The sequence below is a fragment of the Pantoea sp. Ae19-2 genome (assembly GCF_059801205.1).
Genome location: NZ_JBCHWE010000001.1, coordinates 3,558,906 through 3,582,278, shown reverse-complemented (window position 1 = coordinate 3,582,278; position 23,373 = coordinate 3,558,906). Strand labels below are relative to the sequence as shown.

Annotated in this window: 20 protein-coding genes; 11 read left to right on the top strand and 9 right to left on the bottom strand. The window is 55.7% G+C overall.

The annotated features are described in order from the left end of the window. Positions 1-168: 168 nt before the first annotated feature. Positions 169-1,518 (bottom strand): sensor histidine kinase, encoded by a 1,350-nt coding sequence (locus AAIE03_RS16485; protein ID WP_044042492.1) that lies wholly within the window; start codon positions 1,516-1,518, stop codon positions 169-171. Continuing rightward, entirely contained in the window at positions 1,515-2,174 is a 660-nt protein-coding gene (locus AAIE03_RS16480) for a response regulator (protein ID WP_014595088.1), read from the bottom strand. The genes AAIE03_RS16485 and AAIE03_RS16480 overlap by 4 nt, the downstream gene beginning before the upstream one ends. A gap of 224 nt (positions 2,175-2,398) precedes the next feature. Here AAIE03_RS16480 and AAIE03_RS16475 point away from each other — a divergent pair, with 224 nt between their 5' ends. From AAIE03_RS16475 to AAIE03_RS16465, 3 genes are all read left to right on the top strand, one after another. Further along, on the top strand, positions 2,399-2,767 hold the full coding sequence (locus AAIE03_RS16475; RefSeq protein WP_014606915.1) for a helix-turn-helix domain-containing protein: 369 nt from the start codon (positions 2,399-2,401) through the stop codon (positions 2,765-2,767). A gap of 185 nt (positions 2,768-2,952) precedes the next feature. Further along, a complete protein-coding gene (locus AAIE03_RS16470; RefSeq protein ID WP_015701240.1) occupies positions 2,953-3,849 on the top strand; it encodes a LysR family transcriptional regulator in 897 nt (298 codons plus the stop codon). A gap of 109 nt (positions 3,850-3,958) precedes the next feature. After that, entirely contained in the window at positions 3,959-5,182 is a 1,224-nt protein-coding gene (locus AAIE03_RS16465; protein WP_015701239.1) for an MFS transporter, read from the top strand. Positions 5,183-5,230: 48 nt separating this feature from the next. Here the strand turns inward: AAIE03_RS16465 and AAIE03_RS16460 are convergent, their stop codons facing one another. From AAIE03_RS16460 to AAIE03_RS16450, 3 genes are all read right to left on the bottom strand, one after another. Then, positions 5,231-7,621 (bottom strand): glucose/quinate/shikimate family membrane-bound PQQ-dependent dehydrogenase, encoded by a 2,391-nt coding sequence (locus AAIE03_RS16460; RefSeq protein ID WP_014606912.1) that lies wholly within the window; start codon positions 7,619-7,621, stop codon positions 5,231-5,233. Positions 7,622-7,887: 266 nt separating this feature from the next. Continuing rightward, positions 7,888-8,493 (bottom strand): hypothetical protein, encoded by a 606-nt coding sequence (locus AAIE03_RS16455; RefSeq protein ID WP_498563090.1) that lies wholly within the window; start codon positions 8,491-8,493, stop codon positions 7,888-7,890. 559 nt (positions 8,494-9,052) lie between these two features. Next, on the bottom strand, positions 9,053-10,213 hold the full coding sequence (locus tag AAIE03_RS16450; protein WP_014595093.1) for a Gfo/Idh/MocA family protein: 1,161 nt from the start codon (positions 10,211-10,213) through the stop codon (positions 9,053-9,055). A gap of 274 nt (positions 10,214-10,487) precedes the next feature. On the opposite strand from AAIE03_RS16450, the gene AAIE03_RS16445 reads away from it, so the two are divergent. Next, positions 10,488-11,363, top strand: coding sequence for a glucosamine kinase nucleotide-binding domain-containing protein (locus tag AAIE03_RS16445; protein WP_014606910.1), 876 nt, complete (start codon positions 10,488-10,490; stop codon positions 11,361-11,363). Further along, positions 11,360-12,478, top strand: coding sequence for an ROK family transcriptional regulator (locus AAIE03_RS16440; RefSeq protein ID WP_064372965.1), 1,119 nt, complete (start codon positions 11,360-11,362; stop codon positions 12,476-12,478). The genes AAIE03_RS16445 and AAIE03_RS16440 overlap by 4 nt, the downstream gene beginning before the upstream one ends. A gap of 22 nt (positions 12,479-12,500) precedes the next feature. On the opposite strand, the gene AAIE03_RS16435 is transcribed toward AAIE03_RS16440, so the two are convergent. Together AAIE03_RS16435 and AAIE03_RS16430 are read right to left on the bottom strand one after the other, a co-directional pair. Beyond that, complete coding sequence (locus AAIE03_RS16435) at positions 12,501-13,592, bottom strand: ABC transporter ATP-binding protein (RefSeq protein ID WP_029570874.1); 1,092 nt, start codon at positions 13,590-13,592, stop codon at positions 12,501-12,503. Between the two features lie 12 nt (positions 13,593-13,604). Next, positions 13,605-14,204, bottom strand: coding sequence for a GNAT family N-acetyltransferase (locus tag AAIE03_RS16430; RefSeq protein ID WP_174260854.1), 600 nt, complete (start codon positions 14,202-14,204; stop codon positions 13,605-13,607). A 526-nt stretch (positions 14,205-14,730) separates the two neighbouring features. On the opposite strand from AAIE03_RS16430, the gene AAIE03_RS16425 reads away from it, so the two are divergent. The 4 genes from AAIE03_RS16425 to AAIE03_RS16410 all read left to right on the top strand — a co-directional run bounded on the left by AAIE03_RS16425 (position 14,731) and on the right by AAIE03_RS16410 (position 19,182). After that, positions 14,731-16,062, top strand: coding sequence for an extracellular solute-binding protein (locus tag AAIE03_RS16425; protein WP_033766291.1), 1,332 nt, complete (start codon positions 14,731-14,733; stop codon positions 16,060-16,062). A 63-nt stretch (positions 16,063-16,125) separates the two neighbouring features. Continuing rightward, positions 16,126-16,998, top strand: a complete 873-nt coding sequence (locus AAIE03_RS16420) for a carbohydrate ABC transporter permease (RefSeq protein ID WP_013024220.1) — start codon at positions 16,126-16,128, stop codon at positions 16,996-16,998. Then, positions 16,998-17,813, top strand: coding sequence for a carbohydrate ABC transporter permease (locus AAIE03_RS16415; RefSeq protein ID WP_014595099.1), 816 nt, complete (start codon positions 16,998-17,000; stop codon positions 17,811-17,813). The genes AAIE03_RS16420 and AAIE03_RS16415 overlap by 1 nt, the downstream gene beginning before the upstream one ends. Positions 17,814-17,850: 37 nt before the next feature. Next, positions 17,851-19,182 carry a glycoside hydrolase family 28 protein gene (locus tag AAIE03_RS16410; RefSeq protein ID WP_013024224.1) on the top strand — a complete coding sequence of 444 codons (1,332 nt, stop codon included), beginning with the start codon at positions 17,851-17,853 and terminating at the stop codon, positions 19,180-19,182. Between the two features lies 1 nt (position 19,183). Here the strand turns inward: AAIE03_RS16410 and AAIE03_RS16405 are convergent, their stop codons facing one another. Beyond that, on the bottom strand, positions 19,184-20,254 hold the full coding sequence (locus AAIE03_RS16405; RefSeq protein ID WP_014606905.1) for a tartrate dehydrogenase: 1,071 nt from the start codon (positions 20,252-20,254) through the stop codon (positions 19,184-19,186). Between the two features lie 135 nt (positions 20,255-20,389). Here AAIE03_RS16405 and AAIE03_RS16400 point away from each other — a divergent pair, with 135 nt between their 5' ends. Together AAIE03_RS16400 and AAIE03_RS16395 are read left to right on the top strand one after the other, a co-directional pair. After that, a complete protein-coding gene (locus tag AAIE03_RS16400; protein WP_024471808.1) occupies positions 20,390-21,322 on the top strand; it encodes a LysR family transcriptional regulator in 933 nt (310 codons plus the stop codon). A 154-nt stretch (positions 21,323-21,476) separates the two neighbouring features. Next, positions 21,477-22,913, top strand: coding sequence for a methyl-accepting chemotaxis protein (locus AAIE03_RS16395; RefSeq protein ID WP_072136307.1), 1,437 nt, complete (start codon positions 21,477-21,479; stop codon positions 22,911-22,913). Positions 22,914-23,071: 158 nt separating this feature from the next. Here the strand turns inward: AAIE03_RS16395 and AAIE03_RS16390 are convergent, their stop codons facing one another. Further along, positions 23,072-23,362: a DUF1330 domain-containing protein gene (locus tag AAIE03_RS16390; protein WP_013024228.1), complete on the bottom strand. Its 291-nt coding sequence runs from the start codon at positions 23,360-23,362 to the stop codon at positions 23,072-23,074. Positions 23,363-23,373 lie beyond the last annotated feature (11 nt).

Sequence of the window (23,373 nt, the reverse complement as noted above, 5' to 3'; positions counted from 1 at the left end):
AGCGTAGCGTGCCTGTAACAGAGAGATAGAAAATAGCTTTTGGTCACATTTGTCAAAATGTGTTGCATAACAATTCATCAATATTGTGATGCTTGTCACAATATTGTCTCAGGCGAACGGAACCAGGCAACCGTTTACGTTGTCCGGTTCCGAATCAAACAGCGAGGATCAGGGAAAAGTGACGCGGACCTGAAAACCGCAACGTACACCGTGCGGATTCAGGCAATTGGACAGGGCAACGCGGATATGATGTTTGTGCGCCACGCTTCGTACAATAGACAAGCCTAACCCGCTCCCCTGGGCTTTAACATCCGGGGCGCGGGCAAAGCGATCAAACGCGCGTTCAATAAACGACTCCGGCATGCCCGGGCCGTTATCGACGATATCTACCACGGTTTGCCCGTCAACACGGTGCAGCAGGACATCCACTAGGCTGCCTTCAGGCGTATGAAGCATGGCATTGCCAATCAGGTTATCAAACAGGCTTCGCAGCTCCGATCGTCCGGCCTGCAACTGGTAGTGCGTGGTGCCGCTAAAGCCAATGTCGATACCGCGTTTATCTGCCACCACCATGAGCTGCTCAATGCTCTCTTTCAGCACATCTTCCAGCGCGATAGTTTCGAGGCTGGCGACAACCGACTGATCTTCCCAGCGTGACATATTCAGCAATTGGGTCACCAGATGGCGGGTGCGGGTCACGCCCGATTCCAGTTGTGCAAACTGACGACTGGCCTCGCCAGGCTGAATATGCTGCCGCAGGTTCTCCAACTGCAACGTAACCGCCGTGACCGGCGTCCGCAATTCGTGCGCGGCATCTTCCATAAACTGGCGCTGTGAAGACCAGGCCGCACGAAGTTTATCCAGCAGCGAATTATAGGCGGCGACCAGCGGCTGAATTTCATCAGGCAGGCTTCCCGGTGAAACGCTGTGTGGGTGATGGGCATCCTGCGCGGCAATCTCCCGGGAGGCAACGCGCAAATCCCGGGTGATTTTGCGCACGACCAGCCAGATAACCAGTAATGACAGCGGCATCATTAAAATCAGCGGAATAATCGCCGACAGCGCCCGCCTCACCATCATTTCTTTCATGTAGCTGAGATTGAGCATCACCTGAATGGTCTTTATCTCGCTGCCGGGCTGGCCGGAGCGGGTATAAATTCGCCATTCGCAGTCGTGGCAGCCGCCGATCTGCACATCTTTGTAGCCGTTTTCGGCCTGTAACGGCGCGTGCAACTCAGGCCAGGAGCTGGAGCGTAGCTGACCTTTGGCATCCCATAGCTGAATGACGAAGGCGCTTTTGATCTTGTGCGCTGGCGCAATCAGCGGCATCAGCGGAGGGATTTCGCGATTCACTGACCAGGCATCGGCCAGCTTGGCGAGCTGCTCATCCTTGATGACGCCCACCATTTCACCGTAGCAGTTAAAGAAATACCAGGCCACGCCGCCAATCATCAGCAAATGAATGACCAGTAACGTACTGAGTAATTTATTCCGTAACGATCGCATAAAGATTTTCATATTGCCGGTACTCGCCAACCCAGTCCGCGCACGTTGCGGATCACATCATTATCCAGCTTGCGCCGCATGCCGTGGATTAATACGTCTACCGCATTGCTGCTGACTTCTTCGCCCCAGCCATAGATGCGGTTCTCTAACTGCTCGCGTGACAGGATGGCACCGGGCCGCTCCAGCAGCGCATAGAGCAGGGCATATTCCCGGGCGGTTAACTGCTCACGTTGCCCTTTGTACAGGACTTCGCGCGTCAGCATATCCAGTTGAACATCCCCGCTGCCCAGCACCGAATCGGCGGAACCGTGATGGCGCCGGGTAATCGCACGCATGCGGGCCATGACCTCCTGAAGATCAAAAGGCTTAAGCAGGTAGTCATCCGCACCATAATCCAGGCCCTGTACGCGCTGAGCGACCGTATCGCGGGCGGTAAGGATCAAGACCGGTGTGGCATCCCCGCGCCCGCGTGCCCGTCTCAGCACCTGCAATCCGTCGTCCCGGGGTAAGCCAAGATCAAGCAGGACGCAGCTGTAGCCGCCTTCGCTCCAGGCGTTTTGCGCATACACGCCATCGCGTACCCAGTCAACTGACCAGCCTGCCGCTTCCAGCGCCTGCTGCAAATTCGCGCCGATCATTTCATCATCTTCGACCAACAAAACGCGCATGGATGATGCCCTCCCGAAAAATGGCAACAGTGTAGCGCTGGATTATTAGCGCAGAATTATTGGGGCGCTCAGCCTGCTAAAAGGCCGGGGCGCGCCGGATGCCTGTACCTAAAGAGGCGATTTTACCGCTTTGCTAATTCTGCGCTAATTTTTCGCTAATTAAGGGATAAATTTAACGCGCTACAGTGTGTTCCCTGCACATCTGCTTTAACCAGGAGAACACCATGAATCAGCGCGAGTTTATTCGTAGTTTGCTGGAATGGATAGAAAGCAATTTAGGACACGATCTGCATCTGGACGAAGTTGCTCGCCGCGCGGGCTATTCCCGTTGGCACCTGCAACGGTTATTTCGCCAGCATACCGGCTTCTCACTGGCCGAGTATATCCGTCAGCGCCGTCTGACCGAGTCGGCCCTGACGCTGCTTAACAGCAACGAAGCGATTTTACAGGTGGCAATGAGCTATGGGTTTGATACCCAACAGGCCTACACACGAACGTTTAAAAACTATTTTATGGTCACGCCGGGTCAACTGCGCCGTCAGCGCCGGGTAGAGCCAGATCGTTTATTATTCCCTTATGCCATGGCAAGTTAGTCTCTGTATGGACATTCCCATCCGCGAACTTGTGGGAATGTCCATGCATCGCCAGGGCTGCCTCGCGTCCTTTTTCCTGCTCCCACGCTGTCCGCTTTCCTTCCGTTGCTTTATTCTGACTGCCTGAGGCACGGCGTCGTGGCTGTGCAATAACCTTCAGCAGGCCGATTTGTCCCAGGAATTCGATGACTAACAGCGATAACCTGATCGCCATGATGTTGTTTGCGCGCGTGGTGGAACTCAAAAGCTTTACGGAAGCCGCACGCGTACTCGGCGTGTCAAAGTCCCATATCAGCCGGGAAATTGCCGGGCTGGAACAGCGGCTGGGCATTCGGCTGCTCCAGCGTACGACTCGCCGGATGACGCTGACGGAACTCGGCCAGGCTTACTATCCCTTTTGCGTGCGTATGCTGGACGAAATGCACCGGGCCGAAGATTTTGTGCAGCAGGCTCACCAAAATCCTGCCGGTAATGTCCGCTTACAGGCGCCCGTCACCTATGGCTGCCAGTGCATCGTGCCGCTGCTGAATCGGTTTCTGCGCGGTCATCTGCACATCAATGTCGATCTCAGCCTTACGGATAACAACGATGAGACCCTTGGCGACGGGGTAGACATCGCGATAGTTATCCGTGCTCATGCGCCCCGCCAGGGCAACTTTCGTGTTTTGAGCGACATCCACTGGGGCCTGTACGCCGCCCCTGACTACCTGGCGCAGCATCCTGCCATTTCGCATCCGCGCCTGTTACCCCGCCATGATCTTTTGATGTTTCACGGCCCGGCGCACACGGCGGCACTGCCTTTTCGTCGCGATAAGCTGCGTCTGGCGGTAGACGTGCGTAGCCGCTTTCGGGCCAATAACAGTATGGCGCTGCTGAACGCTGCACTGGCGGGCAACGGCATCGCCTATCTGCCTTCCTATATGGTGCAGGAGGCGCTGACGCAGGGGCAAATTGTCCAGGTGCTGCCGGAGTGGCAGATGGATCGCTCACAGAGTTACCTGCTGAGGCATCAGGACATCGCATCGGCCTCTCCCATCAACCTGCTGTGCGATACGCTGATCGACCAACTGGGCGCGCACTGATTGTTGCAGTACAGCAACAAAACAGGCCAGTCAGCAAATATCGCGCGCCGACTGTTGTTGTCTCGTCACCATTGTTAGCCTGAGTCCCTAAACACGATGGGGATATCGCATGGAAATCACGTCTGAGGCACCTGTATTCCACCACTGGAAACGTAACTTATGGGTTTGCGTCTTTGGCTCGTTTACGACCCTGGTCGCCATGACCTTGCTGCTGCCTTTTTTACCCTTGTATGTTCAACAGCTGGGCGTACAGCACCCGGCGGCCATTGCGCGCTGGTCCGGCGTGGCCTATGGCGCAACCTTTCTCAGCGCCGCGTTAACCGCGCCGCTGTGGGGCAGGCTGGGCGATCGCTACGGCCGTAAGCTGATGCTGATCCGGGCGAGCCTGGGAATGGCCCTTGCCATGGCACTGATCGGCATGGCAACCGCTGTGTGGCAACTGGTGGCGCTGCGTTTACTGGCGGGATTACTCGGGGGCTATTCTTCCGGCTCCACCATTCTGATTGCTGCGCAAACCCCTAAAGCGCATACCGGATGGGCGTTAGGCGTGCTGGCATCCGGCATGATGGCCGGTAATGTTATAGGCCCCATACTGGGCGGTGTACTCCCGCCGCTGATCGGCATTCGGGCTACGTTCTGGCTGACGGGGGCGGTCATTTTTGTGGCATTCCTGGCGACCACCTTTTTGCTGAAGGAGCCAGCCGTGGCGCGTAAGAAGGTGCAGAGCGTTTGTCCTCAGCCGGGCGAGGCTGCTCCTCCCTTTGACCGGGCGATAGTCAGGCTGATGTGGTTAACGGCCATGCTGCTGGTGTTTGCCAATATGTCGATCGAGCCTGTCATCACGCTGTATATCGGCCAGTTTTTACATCAGGAGCATGCCATCACCCTGATGTCCGGCCTGGTGATGGCCGCGGCCGCGCTGGGCAGTATTCTTTCAGCACCCTTTGTCGGCAAGCTGGCCGACCGCGTGGGGCACTGGCGCGTCCTGAGCGCTGGCCTGTTTGGCTGCGCGCTGTTACTGATCCCTCAGGCTTTTATTACCGATGCCTGGCAGCTGCTGCCGTTACGTTTCCTGATGGGCATGTCGCTGGGCGGTCTGATGCCCTGCATTACTGCCATTATCCGTCACCACGTTCCCGCCGTGCAGGTGGGGCGCATGCTCGGCTATTCGACGTCGGCGCAGTATATCGGCCAGGTCAGTGGTCCCCTTTTTGGTGGGGTGATTGGTGGCGCGTGGGGAATGCGGCCAGTATTTCTGGCCACCTGCATGGTCATGGGGCTGTGCGCCTGGTTAAGCTGGCGCTCCCCACGCGCAAAAGCGCAGGGCAGATAGCAGGCATAAAAAAAGGCGGACCGGAGTCCGCCTCTGTTCAGGTGTTAATTACTTCTGGTCGGGCAGCGCATAGGCAATCACGTAATCGCCCAGCTTGGTGCCGAATGAACCATGGCCACCGGCAGCAATCACAACGTATTGCTTGCCGTTAACTTCATAGGTCATTGGCGTTGCCTGACCACCGGCTGGCAGGCGCGCCTGCCACAAGAGTTCACCGGTGTCGGTGCTGTAAGCACGCAGGTAGTTATCAGCCGTTGCGCCAATAAAGAACACTTTGCCTGCGGTGGCAACCGGTCCGCCCAGCATTGGCATACCCATTTTAAAGGGCAGCGGTACAGGTGAGCTGTCACGAACGGTACCAATACGTTGTTTCCACACCACTTCGTTGGTTTTCAGGTCAACAGCAGAAACATAACCCCATGCAGGTTGTTTACACGGCAGACCAAAAGGTGACAGGAACGGATTCAGTTCAACGCCATATGGCACACCGTACTGCGGCTGAATACCGGTTTCAGTACCTGAACCGCCCGTTGCGCCTTTTGGTGGCTCTTCCGGATTACCCGGACCGCGTGGGATCAGCTTAGACACGAACGGCAGCGCCATTGGGTTAGCAATCGCAATCTGACGATGCGGATCAACGGAAATGCCGCCCCATTCAAACATGCCCAGGTTGCCCGGGAAGACCAGGGTGCCCTGCTCAGAAGGTGGCGTGAACGGACCTTCGTAGCGCAGACGTTTGAAAATCACGCGGCACACCAGTTGGTCATACATCGTCGCGCCCCACATGTCCTTATCCGTCAGGTTCTGTTTCGGACGGAAGGTCAGTTCAGAGTAAGGCTGTGTAGCTGAGACATGGTCGCCCTTAGCTGCGCCCTGCGGAACAGGGGTTTCCGGGGCCGGAACCACAGTTTTACCTGTGCGGCGATCCAGAACAAAGATGTTCCCGGTTTTGGCAGGGGCATAGATAACCGGCACGGTATTACCGTCTTTATCGGTAATATCCGCCAGCGTCGGCTGCGAAGGCAGGTCCATATCCCACAGATCGTGATGCACAGTCTGATATGACCACACCAGCTTACCGGTCGTCGCGTTCAGCGCCAGCACGCTGCTGGCATAACGTTCCTGCTCAGGTGTGCGGTTGCCGCCCCAGATATCCGGCGTGGTCACCCCCATTGGCAGGTAAACGATATCCAGCTTCGGATCGTAAACCGCAGGTGCCCACGAGTTAGGGGAGTTCATGGTGAACGTGTGTTCATCCGCCGGAATCGCGTTAGGATCTTTCGCGCCCGGATCGAACACCCACAACAGTTTACCGGTGTTCACATCAAAGCCACGGATGGCGCCTGAAGGTTCACGGGTTGAAAAGTTATCGGTTACCGCGCCGGCCATCACAATGGTGGTGTCAGTAATCACCGGTGGCGAGGTTGGCTCATACATGCCTGGCGTTGTAACCGGCTGCTTGTGCTGCAGATCCAGCTCACCGTTGTTACCAAAGGCCGGGCAGCGTTCACCGGTTTCCGCATCCAGCGCGAACAAACGCCCGTCATTGACTGGCAGGTAGATACGACGCGAGCACAGCGCAGGCTGGGTATTGGACGCATCCTTCGCTGCAGGGAATTCGTGGTATGACACACCACGACAGGTCACGTGCTGGAAGGTTGGGTTGGTTTTCAGGCCGGGATCAAACTTCCACTTTTGCTTGCCGGTGGCCGCATCCAGAGCAAATAAAATCTGATGTGGCGTGCAAAGATACAGCGTGTCGCGAATCTTGATTGGCGTCACTTCATCGGTAATTTCGCCCGGATCGCTTGGGCGTTTCATATCACCGGTCTGGAATTGCCAGGCAACCTGCAGTTCTTTCACATTGTCGTGGTTGATCTGCTTGAGCGGCGAGAAGCGCGTCCCTTGCTGATCGCGCGCATAGGCCGGCCAGTCGCCATCAGCAATATTGCTCAACGGCTGTGCCTGAGGCGCATTATCCGCTGTTGCCGGTAATGCACCGTTAACCACTTGCGGATCATTAAAGACGGAATAGGTTAACACCGCTGCACTGGCAACCAGCGCTACGCCCATGGCACCCAGTGCGCCTTTACCCGGCTGGTATAAGCCGCGATAGACAAAGGGCAACACCAGCCAGACGCCAAAGATCACCAGTACGTCGGTACGCGGTGCCAGTGCCCAGAAGTCGGTGCCGACTTCCCAAACGCCCCAGGCCAGCGTAGCCAGCAGTAAGAGCGCATAGACAACCAGGGCAGCGCTGTTACGTCGCCACAGCAGGAAAGCGGTAAGCAGCATGGCTGCACCGCCGATGATGTAGTACCAGGAACCACCGATCGTGGCCAGCCAGATACCACCAATTAACATGAACGCACCCGTTAGCACGGCGAACAGCACCGTTAAAAAACGGACCACGCTAAAGGATGAGGAGTTTTTCCCCATAATGTTGACCTCATTTCGTTGCCAGAAAACTCAGGAAAACAATCAGATAGATTGTTGTCAGTCATAAAGTACAAAAGATGAAAGGCATTCTTATTTCGCTCTTCCCTGAAGCGTGATGATCCATATCTGTTAAATGTTATAGCAAAATTGGTATGAGTTTTGATTTTTTTGGCTTAAAGCTCTTAACAACGCATCTAAGGCAATACTTTAGACGGTGTTAATGGGGCTTGCCGATATGATTCAATAGTGCCAGGAGATAAGAAAGGTTAAAGCGTAAAGGGAATGAGATCGCCAGACGCGCGTTGTAATTGCCAGCCGCTAATGTTAAGTGCCGCGAGTTTCTCTGCTGATAACGTCGGTTCGTAACCGCGCACGATAATCTCGGCGCCTTTCCCTTTTAATGACTCAAGAAAAAAAGGAAATGTAAATTTCCGATAGTTGTCATTAAAGAATGAATAACTTAAGACAATGGCGGAAAAAGGAAAGGATTCGACTAAATGCCAGTCTGCGCGAGGCGGTGCGAAATCAAAAAGCCAGAAACGATAAGCGTTAATTAATTCCAGTAATTTTTCCTGATGGGCCCTGAGGTTGCGATAATTAATACCAATACGCACCCGCGCATCCTGCAGGTGTAAATAACGTTCGGGATGCTGAATCCATTCTTTTAACTGTGCATCACACAGGGGGATAATGATTAATGCTTCTTCAGTTGCAAGATGGTTGTGCAATGAAATAATGTTGTCATCGTTAAGTATCCTTTTCGTCGGTTGTGTGCAGTCCGAATTCGGGAGGTGGTAACAAATACCGGCCACCTGACTCGTGACGTGATGAATAGGCTCAGTAATATAAGGGTTATATCCGCTATTTTTCATTATCTCATCGAAACTATTTAACGTTTGCTGTGAATTTTATTTTTTGCATAACGAGAGGGAAGTACGGCGATTAATATACGCGATTCTCCTGGCAACACACGTTTTTTATATATTAATCAGCACTTTTTTGTTATCCGTTATTTAAATTTATATGCACTCTAATGATAACGTTAAATGGTCTTTTCTGGCGTGACTACTCGTCGAAAGCGTTAATTCACCCTGCACGTTGTTTTGTAAAACGCGTAATAAACGTCATCTGATTATCAGCAGAAAGTGTCGTTCTGATGTCACAACGGCCGCTTCGTTTACTGCTTTATCTTATCCTGAGTTAAGTTATCAGCAGAGCAGGCGGTTTTTTTTAATAATCATCCGCACAGGTCAATCCTCATGGGAAACGCAGGCGGAAACGCCTGATGCCGCGTGACGCTTGCCCGCAGGGCAGGAGAAGTACAGGTGTGGAGGAATAAAAAAACCGGCCTGAGGCCGGTTTAAGTAGGGTACCAGTCGTCGAGCTATGTTTAACCTGATGGGCTCGGGGGAGTGAGCTATCAGGAGGGAACTAGTGCGTTCCCGTTTTTCCCAGGTTGGCGTCAAAACGTGTCCAGCTTTCGGTCAGATCGATGACGCTGCGGGTTTTGCGCGCTTCATCAATCTTAATGGCCGTCAGGCCGGCTTCCAGTGCGTCAACAACAGAAACTTTTAGCGGCGTTCCCTGCTTGACGTGCTTAACGATCTCTTCCGCCATTAAGGCATCGGCACCGTAATGACCGTCATAGGCGTTGCCGCTGTAGGCGGTTTCCACTTCTTTTTCGCCGGTGCGTGCGTTGTGCACGCGAAAATAGTTACGGACAAAATCGCCTTCAGCCATGCCGTCAGTGCCTATCACGCAGAACCGGCGGAATTCGTCCGGGACGTTGAGGTTAGCGTGAAAAGACAGCGTTGCGCCGCTGGCGTACTCAATCAGGGCGGTCTGGTAATCGACAATATCGGCATCGCTGCTAAACACCGCGTCGGTACTCGACCAGCCGCTGGGCTTAGTGTGATAAATCTCAGACTGCTCGGTGATCGCACCTTGTGGTGCATGCTGAGGCGTGAACGACTTGCGTCCGCCAAAGCTGGCTACCCGAAGGGGGCGCTCCTGCATTAATCCCTGGTAGAGATCGATGTCGTGACAGCATTTTTCCAGAATATAAGGACCGGCATACTTTTCGAGCCTGCGCCAGTCGCGCTGGAAGAACGCGCCATGATAAGGCTTGATATGTTCTGTCGCTTCAATAGAGGTGATTTCACCCAGGCGACGATCGTCACGTGCTGCCAGCAGATCGTGATAGAGCGGCGAGTAACGCAGCACCAGCCCTACCAGAATACGGTCTTCGCCATACTGCTGAACCAGTTTTGCCATCGCCATCGTTTGTTCTTCGTTAATCACGACAGGCTTTTCAGTAAACACAGTATAGCCTGCTGCCAGCGCCTGTGTGACATGCTCAAGATGCATAAAGTTAGGCGAGCCCACCAGCAGCAAATCAAAACCACCCTGTTGCAGCAGCGCCTCAACGGAATCGAACGCCTTGCCGGGATCGATGCCGAAACTGTGCAGATTCGGCAAACCGGCCGGTGCTGGATCGTAATAACCTACCAGCGAAAATTCGGTATCAGCCTTGTGAAACTCTTTAACGACATGAGAAAGACGAAAGCCGAGACCAATAATGCCTACTTTCATGGTAAACCCCTGATCCTGAATTCTGACAACGGTGAGTACGCCGCTGACGGGACGCAATGATGGAAAGACTGGCTACCAACTTATTACGACAGAAAAACTAATGTCAATAACTCGTTGTGTGATTTGCATACGTATTTTTAGGTATTTTATTGATTTTAAATAATAAATAGTTATTGTTTTTTGCCTATATTTATTTGTTATTGCGATTTAAGTTTTTTTCACCTATCGTTCGCAGATTACAGAATCGAGATGCGTTTACGGCGGGAGGAAGCGCGTGCAATCACACTATCTCCTTGGTATTGATGGCGGCGGTACGCAGTGTCGTGCGCGGTTGACCGACGCGAATGGCAACGTGCTGGCTCAGGCGGTGGGCGGCCCTGCCAACGTCTGGTCACAGTTTGATGCGGCTCTGAACTGCGTTGAGCAGCTCATGGCAGCCGTGCTGTCTCAGGCAGGGCTGACGCCACAGGCGCTGGCGCAGACCTCGCTGGTGGCAGGATTAGCCGGTGCGAATGTGGCCTCGGTTAAGGCGCGCCTGACGCAATGGCAGCCTGCCTGCGCGAGCGTGCAGGTGGTCAGCGATGTTGAGATTGCCTGCGCCGGCGCCCATGCGGCGGCACCCGGTGCGGTTTTTATTATTGGCACCGGTAGCCAGGGCGCAGCCTGGGATGGCGAGCGGTTTACGCTGCTGGGCGGCTGGGGATTCGCGCTGTCCGATCACGGCTCCGGCGCTGAGCTGGGGCGACGCGCGCTGCGGCTGGCATTACTGGCCCATGAAGCCATCGTTGACAGCACAGACTTTACCCACGGCCTGATGGCACAGTTTAACCACAGCCCGGAAACCATGTTGATGTGGACGCGAGAAGCGATGCCCGCCGACTGGGCGCGCGTGGTGCCTGATGTATTCGCCGCCGCGCACGCGGACGATCGTCATGCCGTGGATCTCCTGCAGCAGACTGCAAGCGATATTGGCTTAATGGTCAGCCGTCTCTCTACCATCAGTCAGGGATGCGTCGCCCTCATGGGCGGGCTGGCCACACCGATTCAGCCCTGGCTGAGCGCGGAGAGTCAGGCCCGGCTGGTCGCTGCGCAACACGATGCTCTGGACGGGGCATTAATGATGGCCCGGGCAAATCTGAGGACGCTATGATTGCTCCAAACGTTACCGCGCGCATTCTGAGACTGATCGTGGAACATGCGCCTGTCAGCCAGTCTGACCTCAAGGTCCGAAGCGGACTCAGCATGTCTACCGTCTCCCAGGCGACCAACCGACTGCTGGCGCAGGGCATCGTTCAGGAACTGGGGCTGCGCCGCGTATCAATGGGGCGGCCTAAAACCTTGCTGGGGCTGAATCCCGATCGCGCCAGCGTCATTGGCATTCAGCTTAACGCCGAACGTAACCTGATCGTAATGACCGACCTCAGCGGCAATCTGCTGGGAGAACAGCAGATGCCTTCCGGCGCCATCACGCCACGACAGCTGGGCGATGCGCTGGCTAAATTTCTACGCGGCGTGGAAGAAAAACAGGTTGGCGCGATTGGCCTGGCCTTATCCGGTTTAGTCGATGCCGAAAACGGCTACTGTATTCGTTCGAAAGTGCTCGACTGGGAGAATGTCCCTATCGCGCAGATGCTGGAAACACGCTTTTCCCTGCCGGTATTTATCGAAAACGATGCCAATGCGATGGCGATGGCCACCCTGGTGTTTGGCCAACTGGGCAACGCGCAGTCAGCGGTTATTGCGACTTACGGTAAAGGCATTGGCGCAGGCATTATTCTTAACCGCCGGCTGTATCGCGGGCGACATGGCAAAGCGGGCGAGATCGGTAACGGCCTGGTCGGCGATGGCTCGCTGCGTCTGCTTGAGGATGTGGCCTCGTCCCGGGCAATCCTGCAACGTGCCCAGCAGGATGAAGCGGGCGGTCCGCTAACGTTGCAGGCGCTCGATCAGCGGCCCACGGCCGAGGTGCTGAGCGCACTGGAAGAGGCGGGACGTGAACTGGGGATTTCCCTGGCCAATCTGTCGGTGGCGTACGATCCTGACGTCGTGTTCCTGGCGATGGAACCGCACATGGCTTCACGTATTCTGCTGGACCACATTACCCAGAGTTTTCAGGCCTATCGTCTGAAGCTGACGCCACAGATGACACCGCTGCAGTTTCTGACAGAATCAAACCGCATGTGGGCGCTGGGCGCGGCAGGCTTTGCCGTGAATATGCTGCTCGATCTGCTGGCTGCCCAGGCGGATGAAGAACCCGTGACCTGACGGCGCCGCAGCGCCATCCTGTTTAACGCAGACGCTGCCCCTGCTCATCAAACAGCAGGCAGTGGTCTGCCGATAAACCCAGCCTGACCTCCACGCCTAAATCACGCCGTTGCGCCTCGCGCGCCTCAACAACCAGCATCTGTTCAATGCCTAAATCAAGGTAAAGATAATTGGTGTGGCCGAGCATTTCGGCAAAGGAGAGCGTGCCGCTGAACTGACGTTCGGCTGGCGTTTCCGCGGCGGGCTGCATGTGCTCGGGACGAATGCCCAGGGTGACGCGCTGGCCCTCGCGGCAGGGCGCCGCAATCTTTAGCATCAGCTGCGTTATCTTCAAATCCGGCACGCGTAACTGCACCTCACCCTGACCCGTGGCGGTGACTTCGGCTTGGAGGAAATTCATCTTCGGCGAGCCGATAAAACCCGCCACAAACAGGTTGTCTGGATCGCTGTACAACGCTAACGGCGCGCCAACCTGTTCAATCCGTCCTTTGCGCAGCACCACGATACGATCGGCAAGCGTCATCGCCTCTGACTGATCGTGGGTCACATAAATCATGGTGTTGCCCAGCGAGGCGTGCAGGCGGGCAATCTCGATGCGCATTTGCAGACGCAGCTCGGCATCCAGGTTGGAGAGCGGCTCATCAAACAGGAAGATGCGCGGATGGCGAATAATGGCGCGGCCAATGGCCACGCGCTGACGCTGGCCCCCGGAAAGCGCCCGTGGCAGGCGATCCAGCAGTTCGGTCAGGTGCAAGCGCGCGGCGGTTTGTTCAATTGCCTGGGCTATCTCGGCTTTCGGCTTTTTCATCACCTCAAGCGGATAGGCCAGATTACCGCGCACCGTCATGTTGGGATAAAGCGCATAAGACTGAAACACCATGGCGATGCCGCGTTCGGTTGCGGGCTGACGGGTCATGTCTTTATCGTCAATCAGCAATGTGCCGTCAGTAATTTCTTCCAGCCCGGCGATCATCCGTAGCAGGGTAGATTTACCGCAGCCGGATGGCCCAACGAACACCACAAATTCGCCGCTGTTTACCCTGAGATCGACGCCGTGAATCACATCGATATGGTCATAGGACTTCTTAACGTTCTGTAAGCGCAGGCTGGTCATAAACTCTCTCACTTAAAGTAACTGGCCCATATATATGGCGTTGCTGCGCAGGATGTGGCTGAATCCCATGCGTTGATAGAACGCGCACACCTGTTCATTTTGCAGGCTGACGCCAAGGTGAACGCCTTTCACGCCGGCCTGGCGTAGCGCAGCCAGTTCCTGTGCAATCATCCTGCGGCCCCAGCCGCCTTGCTGCACCGGCGGCAGCAGATTGATATGTAAATGCGCGGGCCACTGTGTCACCAGCTGCGCATCGGCACGTTCAGGCTGACGGATGCTGTCGAGAATTTTGCTGTCATAGGGGGCGCTGGCCGTGCGGTCACGGTATTTTTCCTGAAGCTGAGGCCACCAGTGTTGCTCAAGCTGCGCTTCAAAGGCACGGGTATCGGGCGTAGCGACAACATAGCCCATCACTTCGCCTTCCACGTCCAGCACAAAGGCAAAATCCGGTGCAAAGCGGGCGTAGGGCACCGCAAAGCGCTGTCCAGGATACTCGGGATCGGAATAGTGGTTACGGGCATCCTTACCGGCATTGGCGGTTTCCAGACAGATGCGGTAAAGCGCTGAATAGTCCGACTCGGTGGCCGGACGAATGACACCTTGATTCGCCATCGTCATCTCTCACAGGTCAGTAGTTGAACAACCTCACGGTAATGAAAGCTGACTTAGTTTTCAAGATGGAATAATTGCCCCGCTATCCTGAAGTCGCCTCCGCTCGGATCTTATTAGCTGACCAGGCCAGTCCCTGTGGGCTTCTGTCGCAGGCGGTGAACCGGCAGGCGGCAATCGTCAGAGGAAATAAAAAGTTAAAAATGTGAGCGTCATATGATTTTCATATTTTTTATCAGCAAGTTATTACGCCATTTTGAGGCTGGTTTATCGTGCTGGCCCGCGGCGAACGGACACCGATAACGCGCCAGATTTGTGCGGATTTCTCTCCGCTTATGCTGAGCGTTGCCCTGTCAGCGTGTTTTTTTGCGCAGGCTCACAACCTGGCAATTCCCAAGGTGGGATGTTTGACTTTATTTTTTTATTAAAGTAACTATGAGTGAGAAGGTGATTTATGCGGCGACAGTCTGCGGGATTGCAGACCCTGTGAAGAAAGGATGCCCATCCTGTATTGGAGAAAGTGAGCATGATGTCTGATTCCTCAGTTCGTTCGTTCCGTTTTCGCACTTCGGTTCGTAGCCTGTTGGCGGCGGGCTTGCTGATGGGCAGCGTTGCGCATGCCGACAGCACCGTTACCCTGAATGAATGGGATATCTACAGTTATCCTCAGCAAACGGCGGCCGTCGATGAAGGTATTAAAGACTTTTCCCAGCAAAACCCCGGTATCGTTATCAACCGGTCCGTGCACTCCTTTGAAGACACGCGCATTCCTCTTAAGTTGGCCCTGACCGCAGGTGAAGGTCCGCAGATTGCCCAGGTGAATCAGGGCGGCGGCGATATGGGATCGCTGGTCAAAGACAAACTGCTGCTGCCGCTGGATAGCTATGCGGCCGAATACGGCTGGACCCAAAAATTCCCGGACTCCATTCTCAAGCGTAACCGCTGGTCTGACAGCGGCCAGTTTGGCAGCGGCAAGCTGTACGGCGTGGCCAGCCTCGGTGAAATGGTTGGCCTCTATTACAACAAGGCGCTGCTGGATAAGGCCGGTATTGCGGTACCGAAAACCCTGAGCGAGCTTGACGCCGCAATGGCAAAACTCAAGCAGCAGGGCACGCCGCCAATGATGCTGGGTTTATTAGACGGCAACATGGGGCAGCAGTTACTCAGTACGCTGTGGGAAGCGCAAATTGAAAGCAGCGACCGCAAAAAACTGGATGATTTGATTTACGACGTGGGCGGCACGTTCAAAGATGACAAGCTGAAAAAAGCGGCCACCATGATGAAAGGCTGGGCGGACAAAGGTTATCTGTTCCCGGGCTATCAGGGCATTGGTCATGATGATGCCGCCACGTTATTCCAGAACGGTCAGTCTGCGTTCCTGGTGAGCGGAACCTGGTATCTGGGCCAGTTTAAAGACAACAAAGATATTCACTTCGCCGGTATGCCAGCCGGTGACGGCGTGAAGCAGCCGTTGATGGTCGGCGGAACCGATTTGGCCTTCTCGATGACCAGCATGGCGAAAACCAAAGCCCAGCAGGATGCCGCCGCCAAATTTATTAACTATATGGTGTCGGACAGCATGGCAAACCGCTGGCTGAACGTTGGCTTCCTGCCGGCCAGTACCAATAAAGACGCAAAAATCCCGGCGGATAATCCGCTGTTAGGCGAAGCCTGGCAGGTGTGGCTGAACCTGAATGCTTACGACGGTCTGGGCCATTATGTCGACTGGGCAACCCCGACCATGAACGCCGAACTGAATCAAAACGTTCAGCTGCTGCTGGCGGGCCGACAGACGGCTGAGCAGATGGTGATTAACTTCGATAACAACTATCAGCGTTACATGAAAACCCTGAAACACTAAGCCGGTTGCCCGGCAGCGAACCTGCCGGGCCTGAATGTCGCTCTGACTACGACGAGTACGGTTATGTTGAATCAAAGCAGTTGGCGTAATTTTCTCTATCTTCTTCCCGCAGTCCTGGTTTATGGCCTGTTTCTGCTGTTACCGCTGCTTGCGTCGTTGGGAATCAGCTTTACCGAGTGGGATGGCACCTCGCGGCCAGTTTTCGCGGGCATCAGTAACTACCTGCGTATGTTCAGCGATCCGGTCTTCTGGATTGCCCTTGGCAATAACGCCATTCTGATGCTGTTTTATACTCTCCTGCCGATTGGCGTGGGGCTGCTGCTGTGCAGCTTTCTGTATGAAACCCGAAACAATACCGAGCGCAGCGTACTGCGCATCCTGTTCTTTCTGCCTTATATCATGCCGATGGCGGTTCTCGGCGTAGTGTGGCGCTGGCTGTACAACCCGGCCTTTGGCCCCATCGATCAGGTCCTGCGCGCCATCGGATTGCCGCAGTTGGCGATGTCCTGGCTCGGGGATTTTACCTGGGCACTGCCGGCCGTCGGCATGGTCGCCACCTGGTACTTTTTTGGTTTCTGTCTGGTGCTGTTTATGGCGGGACTGCAGCGAATGGATCCGTCCCTGCTTGAAGCGGCGGACCTGGATGGCTCCTCGCGCCGCCAGAAGTTTATGCGCATTACGCTGCCGGGACTGCGTCCGGAGCTGCGCATCGCGCTGTTGCTGACGGTCATCGCCAGTCTGAAGGCGTTCGATTTGGTGTACGTAATGACGCAGGGCGGCCCGGGCACCTCCACCATGGTGACCAATATCTTTATGTACAAGCAGGGCTTTGATCTGCATTACTTCGGCTATGCCTCATCGGTTGCCGTATTCAGTATGGTCATTGTGTTAGGGCTTAACTACCTGATCCATCTGGCATTGAAGGAACGTTACTGATGAAAAGCACACCGATCATTTCTCGTGCGCTGATCTGGATTGTGGCGCTGATGACCATCATGCCGTTTTTAATGGCGTTGATGACCTCGTTTAAAACACAGATGGAGCTGTTTCAGGGCGTGTTTCATTTGCCCGCCTCACTGAATGTCAAAAACTACATCACCGCCTGGCAGCAGGGGCACTTTAACGTTTACTTTATGAACTCGGTGCTGGTGGTGTTTCCGGTGGTGCTGAGCAGTATTTTACTGGGTATTCTGGCCGGATTTGGCTTTGCCTTACTGAAAATTCCGGGCAAGAAAGTGGTGGCGGCCATGCTGGCGCTGGGCATGGTGCTGCCGAGTGAAGCCTTTATTATTCCGCTCTATCATGAACTGCACTGGATGGGGCTGACCAACACCTATCTGGCCCTGATTCTGCCGCAGGTTGCGCTGTCGCTGCCGTTTACTACCCTGATGATTGCCAGCGCTTTCCAGCAGGTGCCTAAAGAGTTAGTCGAGGCGGCGGTGATGGATGGCGCGCCTCGCATTAAAATCCTGTGGGGGATTTTAGTTCCGGCCATCTGGCCCACGATCTCCACGCTGGCCCTGCTGTTGTTTATCTGGACGTGGAATGAATTCCTTATTCCGTTGATTTTGGTCAACAAAGATGAGCTGCGAACTTTGCCCATTGGCATGATGTTTTTCCAGAATAAGAACACCATTGATATCCCGGTGCTGATGGCTGGCGCGATGATCGTTATCATGCCGCTTATCGTGGTTTTCCTGTTTTTCCAGCGCAAGTTTATCAGCGGCGTAACGGAAGGTGCGGTGAAGTAAGCGCACCGGTTCATCTCTCATTCACTAAGGCCGGACGATGCATCTTTCCCTTGGCGATTTTCATCCCGTCGCAGACGGCGAAACCCCTGATACACGCATCCTGCAACAGGCGATTGACCAGATTGCGGCGGCGGGCGGTGGGCGACTTACGCTGCCGCCAGGGCGTTATCGCAGCGGCTGCCTGAACCTTCCTTCCGATTTTGAGCTGCACCTTGAAGCCGGCGCAGTGCTGGTTGCCAGCCGACATCTGGCGGACTACCAACAGTGGAAAGCCCTGAGCTGTGCCGAGAAATCGCATAACGTCCTGCTGTATGCGCTGGGGCAGCGTAACCTGACAATTACTGGTCAGGGCCATATTGAGGGAGACGCCGAAGCGTGGTTTGCGGCGGAGCCTGACGAACAGGGCTACCGGGTCCCAAAAGCAGACAGGCCACGCATGATCGTGTTTGAGGATTGCGAGCAGGTCAGGTTGCAGGACATCAGCCTGATCCGCGCACCGATGTGGACGGTGCACCTTGTCAGCTGCCGCCATGTGCATATCGAACGTCTGACCATTGATAACGCCATGACGCTGCCCAACACCGACGCACTGGACATTGACAGCTGCGAGGCGGTTTTTATCAGCAACAGCTATTTCAGCGCGGCAGATGATGCGATTTGCATCAAAACCACCTTCAAGCCCGCTGGCCTGCGTCGTCCGGCGCGACGAATCGCGGTGAGCAACTGCCTGCTGCGCAGCGACAGCTGCGCCTTGAAGATCGGCACTGAAACCTGGGACGATATTGAAGACATTACCGTTTCAGGCTGCACCCTGTTTGATTCCAACCGCGGCATCGGCATTGTGTCACGGGATGGTGGGGCGATACGGCGCGTCCTCTTCAGCACGATCGCCTTTAGCTGCCATCATGTTGCCGCCTGCCACTGGGGCAAAGCCGATCCCATTTTTATCTCCGTACGGACCCGTGATCCGGCGGTGCTGCCGGGGATCGTGGAGCAAGTCCAGTTCAGTCAGCTCAGCGGTGTGGCAGAGGGCGCGATCAACCTGCATGCTGCCCAGCCAGGCTGGATCCGTGATATTTCACTCAATCAACTCCATCTGCGGCAAACTGTCGCGCAGGGCGTGCAGGGACAGTACGATGTGCGGCCGCCTTGTAATCCCGATTCCCCCACCGGGATGGGGCTGGATAATGCTTACCGGCTGGATAAAACCACTGGCGAGGCTTACGGCGTTGAGCGCTATCCCGGTGGGCTGCCGGGACTGTTTGCGCGCGGCGTTGAGAACCTGCAATTGAACAACCTGACGATTCAGCGGCCTGAGCCGCTGCCGTCAGGCTGGCATCCGGACAGCGTTGTACTGCTGGCAGACTAAGTTACAGCGCCGCCGCGATAGCGGCACCCAACTGCTGCGTATCCGCGCTGCCGCCCAGATCGCGGGTTAAATGTTCACCGGCGGCCAGGGTACGCTCAATGGCGTTCAGCACGGCATCACCGGCTTCCTTGTAGCCGAGATGCTCCAGCATCATGGCACCACACCAAATCTGGCCGATCGGGTTGGCGATATTTTTACCGGCGATATCGGGCGCCGAGCCGTGCACCGGTTCAAACAAGCTGGGGAATTTGCCTTCCGGATTGATATTGGCAGACGGCGCGATGCCAATGGTGCCGGTGCAGGCAGGGCCGAGATCCGACAGGATATCGCCAAACAAATTGCTGGCAACCACCACATCAAACCAGTCGGGATGCAACACAAAATTGGCGGTAAGAATATCAATATGATATTTATCCACCTTGATCTCGGGATAGTGCTCACCCATCGCCTGAACGCGGTTATCCCAGTAGGGCATGGTAATCGCGATACCGTTCGATTTAGTGGCAGAGGTCAGGTGTTTTTTGGGCCGACGCTGGGCCAGTTCGAAGGCAAACTTCAGAATGCGATCGACGCCCACGCGGGTCATGACCGTTTCCTGAATGACCACTTCTCGCTCGGTGCCGGGGAACATGGTGCCGCCCACGCTGGAATACTCGCCTTCGGTGTTTTCCCGCACCACGTAGAAATCGATATCGCCCGGCTTACGGTTGGCTAACGGTGCTTTCACGCCGGGCATCAGGCGTACCGGACGCAGGTTCACGTACTGATCAAACTCACGGCGAAACTGCAACAGCGATCCCCAGAGCGAAACATGATCCGGCACCACATCAGGCCAGCCAACCGCGCCAAAATAAATCGCATCGAACGTTTTCAGCTCAGCAAACCAGTCGTCCGGCAGCATTTTGCCATGCTGTTGCCAGTATTCTGCGCTGGCATAATCGAACCACTCCCAGCGCAGTGGAATGTTGAACTTCTCTGCCGCCACGTTCATCACGCGCACGCCTTCTGGCATCACTTCTTTGCCAATGCCGTCGCCGGGAATCACGGCAATACGATGGATCTTCTCTGTCACTGGGCACCTCTGAGGTTGGTAGGGTAAGTCGGTCAGGTTTCCGTATGCTGTCTTGATGCAGCTTGATTTATCACCGGGCGTTAGCGCAGTATAACTCTCCACCTGAGGTAAACAATTGGCCTTAAAGTTAATCCCATGTTGAATCAAAGTAGAGAATCTCGGACGTCAAGTGACGATCTGGCGTTTTTCCTGCGCGTGGCGTCATTGGGCAGCCTGACGGCGGCCGCGCGGGCGCTGGGGCTTTCTCTGGCGGCCGTCAGCAAACGCCTGAGCCTGCTGGAGCAGCGGCTGGGGGTTCAGTTACTGCGCCGCACCACGCGCAAGCTGGAACTGACGCCCGAAGGCCGTCGATACCTGGAAGGGGCTCGCCCCCTGCTGGAGCAGTTGGTGGCGCTGGAAGACGCGGTGAGCGGGGAAACGGCCGAGCTGCGCGGCACGCTGAATATTAATGCCTCGTTTGGTTTTGGCCGCCGCCATATCGCGCCCTGCGTGTCTGCCTTTGCTGCCCTGCATCCTCATCTGGCGCTTTCCCTGCAGCTCAGCAGTCAGCCGCTGAATTTTCTTGATGCCCATGTGGACATCGACATTCGCGTCGGCGAACCGCCAGACTCACGGCTGGTCGCCCGGAAACTGGTGCACAACCCGCGTGTACTTTGCTGCTCGCCCGCCTACGCCGCCAAACACGGGTTGCCGGACAGCATCCGGGCGCTGGCGCAGCATAACTGCATTTTGCTGAGGCAGCATGACAGCGATTTCGCCCTGTGGCGTTTTGTCGGCGATGCGGAGAGCCTGAGTCAGAAAGTCCGCGGGAACCTGATCACGAACGATGGCGAGGTGGCGATGCGCATGGCGCTGGATGGTCATGGCATCCTGCTGCGCTCCTGGTGGGATGCAAAACACAGCATTGCAGCCGGGAAGCTGCGGCATGTGTTGCCCGAATGGCGGTCACCGGACGGCGATATCTTCGCAGTCTGGCAGGCGCAGCGACAGCAGCCCTCGCGCCTCATGGCGTTTGTGACCTTTCTACAGGAAAGGCTTCAAAGCGATAGCGCGCTAACTCATCTGTGATGTCCCACGCAACTTTTCTGTAAATCATTATCACTATTAAAGTATTTTCCGGCAGCGTCGATACCGATCTTATGTGTCTGCGCCCGTTGCGTAGATGGACTGTGAGCACGCCTCTGGTCTGAGGCGCGGTTTAACCTCTGGTGGATGCCTGGCGATGAATACAGATTTAACCCGCTCCGGGGATGGCGTTACCCCTCAACGTATTGCAAAACAGGCAGACAGGCTGATTGTCATGCTGTGTTGGATCATGGTGGTGATTTCAGCCATCGTCGGAAGCCTGTACCAGTCAACCTGGCTGGCGATAACGGTCGGCACCGGGCTGGCACTGGTCGCCACGCTGGTGGGATGGCTGGCAAACGGCACGCTATTTTCGCGCTTATGGTTGGCCTTCACGCTCATCGGCTTTGCGGGTTTGCTGATTCAACTGGGCCAGGGCGAAACCGAGTTCCACTTTTCGGTGTTTGTCTTGCTGTCGGTATTGCTGGTCTATCGCGACAGCCGACCCTTGCTGGTGGCCGCCGCGACAGGCGCCGTTCATCATCTCCTGTTTAACTATCTGCAGGAACACGATCTGTTTGGCATCGTGGTCTTTCACCATCCCGGTCTGGATATGGTGCTTTTCCACGCGCTGTTTGTGGTGGTACAGACCGCGATGCTGGTGCTTATCGCCCGGCAGATGGCCGCCGATCTCCGCGCTTCAAGTGAGGTCGCGCAACTGGCTGCCCGCATCAACCGTGAACCAGGTTGCCTGACGCTGTCGGTGGAAAATCAACAGAGTGAAACGCCATTCGCCAAAACCTTTAGCCAGACGCTGAGCACGATGCGCGGTACGTTGAACCAGGTCAGCCACGGCGTCGCTGAACTGCTGCAGGAGGCCGACAGCATGCTGTCGCGTAACGCCGCCCTGTCGCAGCGCACCGATGAACAGGCTCAGGCGCTGGAGGTGGCGACCACCGCGATGTCACAAATCAGCGTTGCCGCCAGTCAGGCGAAGGATAAGGCGCAAACGGCCTGCGATCTGGCTCATGAAACCCGCCAGGTAGCGAATAAAGGTCAACAGAATATTCAGCGGGCGATGGCCTCCATGGCGCAGATTAACGTGGAGTCTGGCCGGGTTAAAACCATTCTTGAACTGATTGACGGCATTGCTTTCCAGACGACGATTTTGTCCCTGAATGCCTCAGTAGAAGCCGCCCGCGCGGGTCAGGAAGGCCGGGGTTTTGCCGTGGTGGCCAACGAAGTGCGCAGCCTGGCATTGCGGTGTGAAAATGCGGCCCGTGAGATTCGCCAGCTCATGGATGTGTCCAGTTCCAGCGCCGAGCAGGGCACCGCGCAGGTTGATCAGGCCGCCCAGACCATGCAGGCGATTCACGTCAGTATCGACAGCCTTTCACAGCTGGTGAACGAGCTGTCGGAGATGAGCGTGCAGCAAAATCAGAGCATCGAACAGATTCAGCACAGCATTAACAGTATTGATGACAGCGTGAATCATAACGTCAAACACGTGACCGAAACGCTACAGGTGGCGCAGCACCAGCGTCAGCAGGCCAGCACGTTACAACAGGCCATCTCACTGTTTCGTTTTAGCTAGGCGAAGCAGGCAGAATCCGTTATGAGGCGGTTCTGGCGGAGAAAACACGGGCGTTATTGCCCGGGTCGCGAGCATGCCGTATCAGCCGCGTCGATGGGCGCGAGTGCCCCGCAGGCCAGATGGACTGCGGGGCAATGGCGGGCATGCCCGCAAAGCGATTAATCGACGCCTTTTACCAACAGTACACGATAAGTCGCGCCCTTCAGGCGGTGCTGTTTCGCCTCCTGATATTCCGGGCTGTCATACCAGGCATGGGCGGCGTCGGTGCTCGGAAATTCAATAATCACCACACCTTCCGCCTCGGGGCCTTCCAGGGTTTCCAGATCGCCGTAAAAGGCTAAAGGCTTGATGGGATGGTTGCCATGGGCTTTGCCGGCTTTATCGGCGTAAGTCACCATTTCATCCTGATCCAGGGTGTTGTCACGAATAAATACGACGTAAGCGCTCAACGTTTTTCTCC

Coding starts and splice junctions, on each gene's coding strand:
- AAIE03_RS16485 (WP_044042492.1), bottom strand. CDS start 1,518: ATGAAAATCTTTATGCGATCGTTACGGAATAAATTACTCAGTACGTTA.
- AAIE03_RS16480 (WP_014595088.1), bottom strand. CDS start 2,174: ATGCGCGTTTTGTTGGTCGAAGATGATGAAATGATCGGCGCGAATTTG.
- AAIE03_RS16475 (WP_014606915.1), top strand. CDS start 2,399: ATGAATCAGCGCGAGTTTATTCGTAGTTTGCTGGAATGGATAGAAAGC.
- AAIE03_RS16470 (WP_015701240.1), top strand. CDS start 2,953: ATGACTAACAGCGATAACCTGATCGCCATGATGTTGTTTGCGCGCGTG.
- AAIE03_RS16465 (WP_015701239.1), top strand. CDS start 3,959: ATGGAAATCACGTCTGAGGCACCTGTATTCCACCACTGGAAACGTAAC.
- AAIE03_RS16460 (WP_014606912.1), bottom strand. CDS start 7,621: ATGGGGAAAAACTCCTCATCCTTTAGCGTGGTCCGTTTTTTAACGGTG.
- AAIE03_RS16455 (WP_498563090.1), bottom strand. CDS start 8,493: ATGAAAAATAGCGGATATAACCCTTATATTACTGAGCCTATTCATCAC.
- AAIE03_RS16450 (WP_014595093.1), bottom strand. CDS start 10,213: ATGAAAGTAGGCATTATTGGTCTCGGCTTTCGTCTTTCTCATGTCGTT.
- AAIE03_RS16440 (WP_064372965.1), top strand. CDS start 11,360: ATGATTGCTCCAAACGTTACCGCGCGCATTCTGAGACTGATCGTGGAA.
- AAIE03_RS16435 (WP_029570874.1), bottom strand. CDS start 13,592: ATGACCAGCCTGCGCTTACAGAACGTTAAGAAGTCCTATGACCATATC.
- AAIE03_RS16430 (WP_174260854.1), bottom strand. CDS start 14,204: ATGGCGAATCAAGGTGTCATTCGTCCGGCCACCGAGTCGGACTATTCA.
- AAIE03_RS16425 (WP_033766291.1), top strand. CDS start 14,731: ATGTCTGATTCCTCAGTTCGTTCGTTCCGTTTTCGCACTTCGGTTCGT.
- AAIE03_RS16420 (WP_013024220.1), top strand. CDS start 16,126: ATGTTGAATCAAAGCAGTTGGCGTAATTTTCTCTATCTTCTTCCCGCA.
- AAIE03_RS16415 (WP_014595099.1), top strand. CDS start 16,998: ATGAAAAGCACACCGATCATTTCTCGTGCGCTGATCTGGATTGTGGCG.
- AAIE03_RS16410 (WP_013024224.1), top strand. CDS start 17,851: ATGCATCTTTCCCTTGGCGATTTTCATCCCGTCGCAGACGGCGAAACC.
- AAIE03_RS16400 (WP_024471808.1), top strand. CDS start 20,390: ATGTTGAATCAAAGTAGAGAATCTCGGACGTCAAGTGACGATCTGGCG.
- AAIE03_RS16395 (WP_072136307.1), top strand. CDS start 21,477: ATGAATACAGATTTAACCCGCTCCGGGGATGGCGTTACCCCTCAACGT.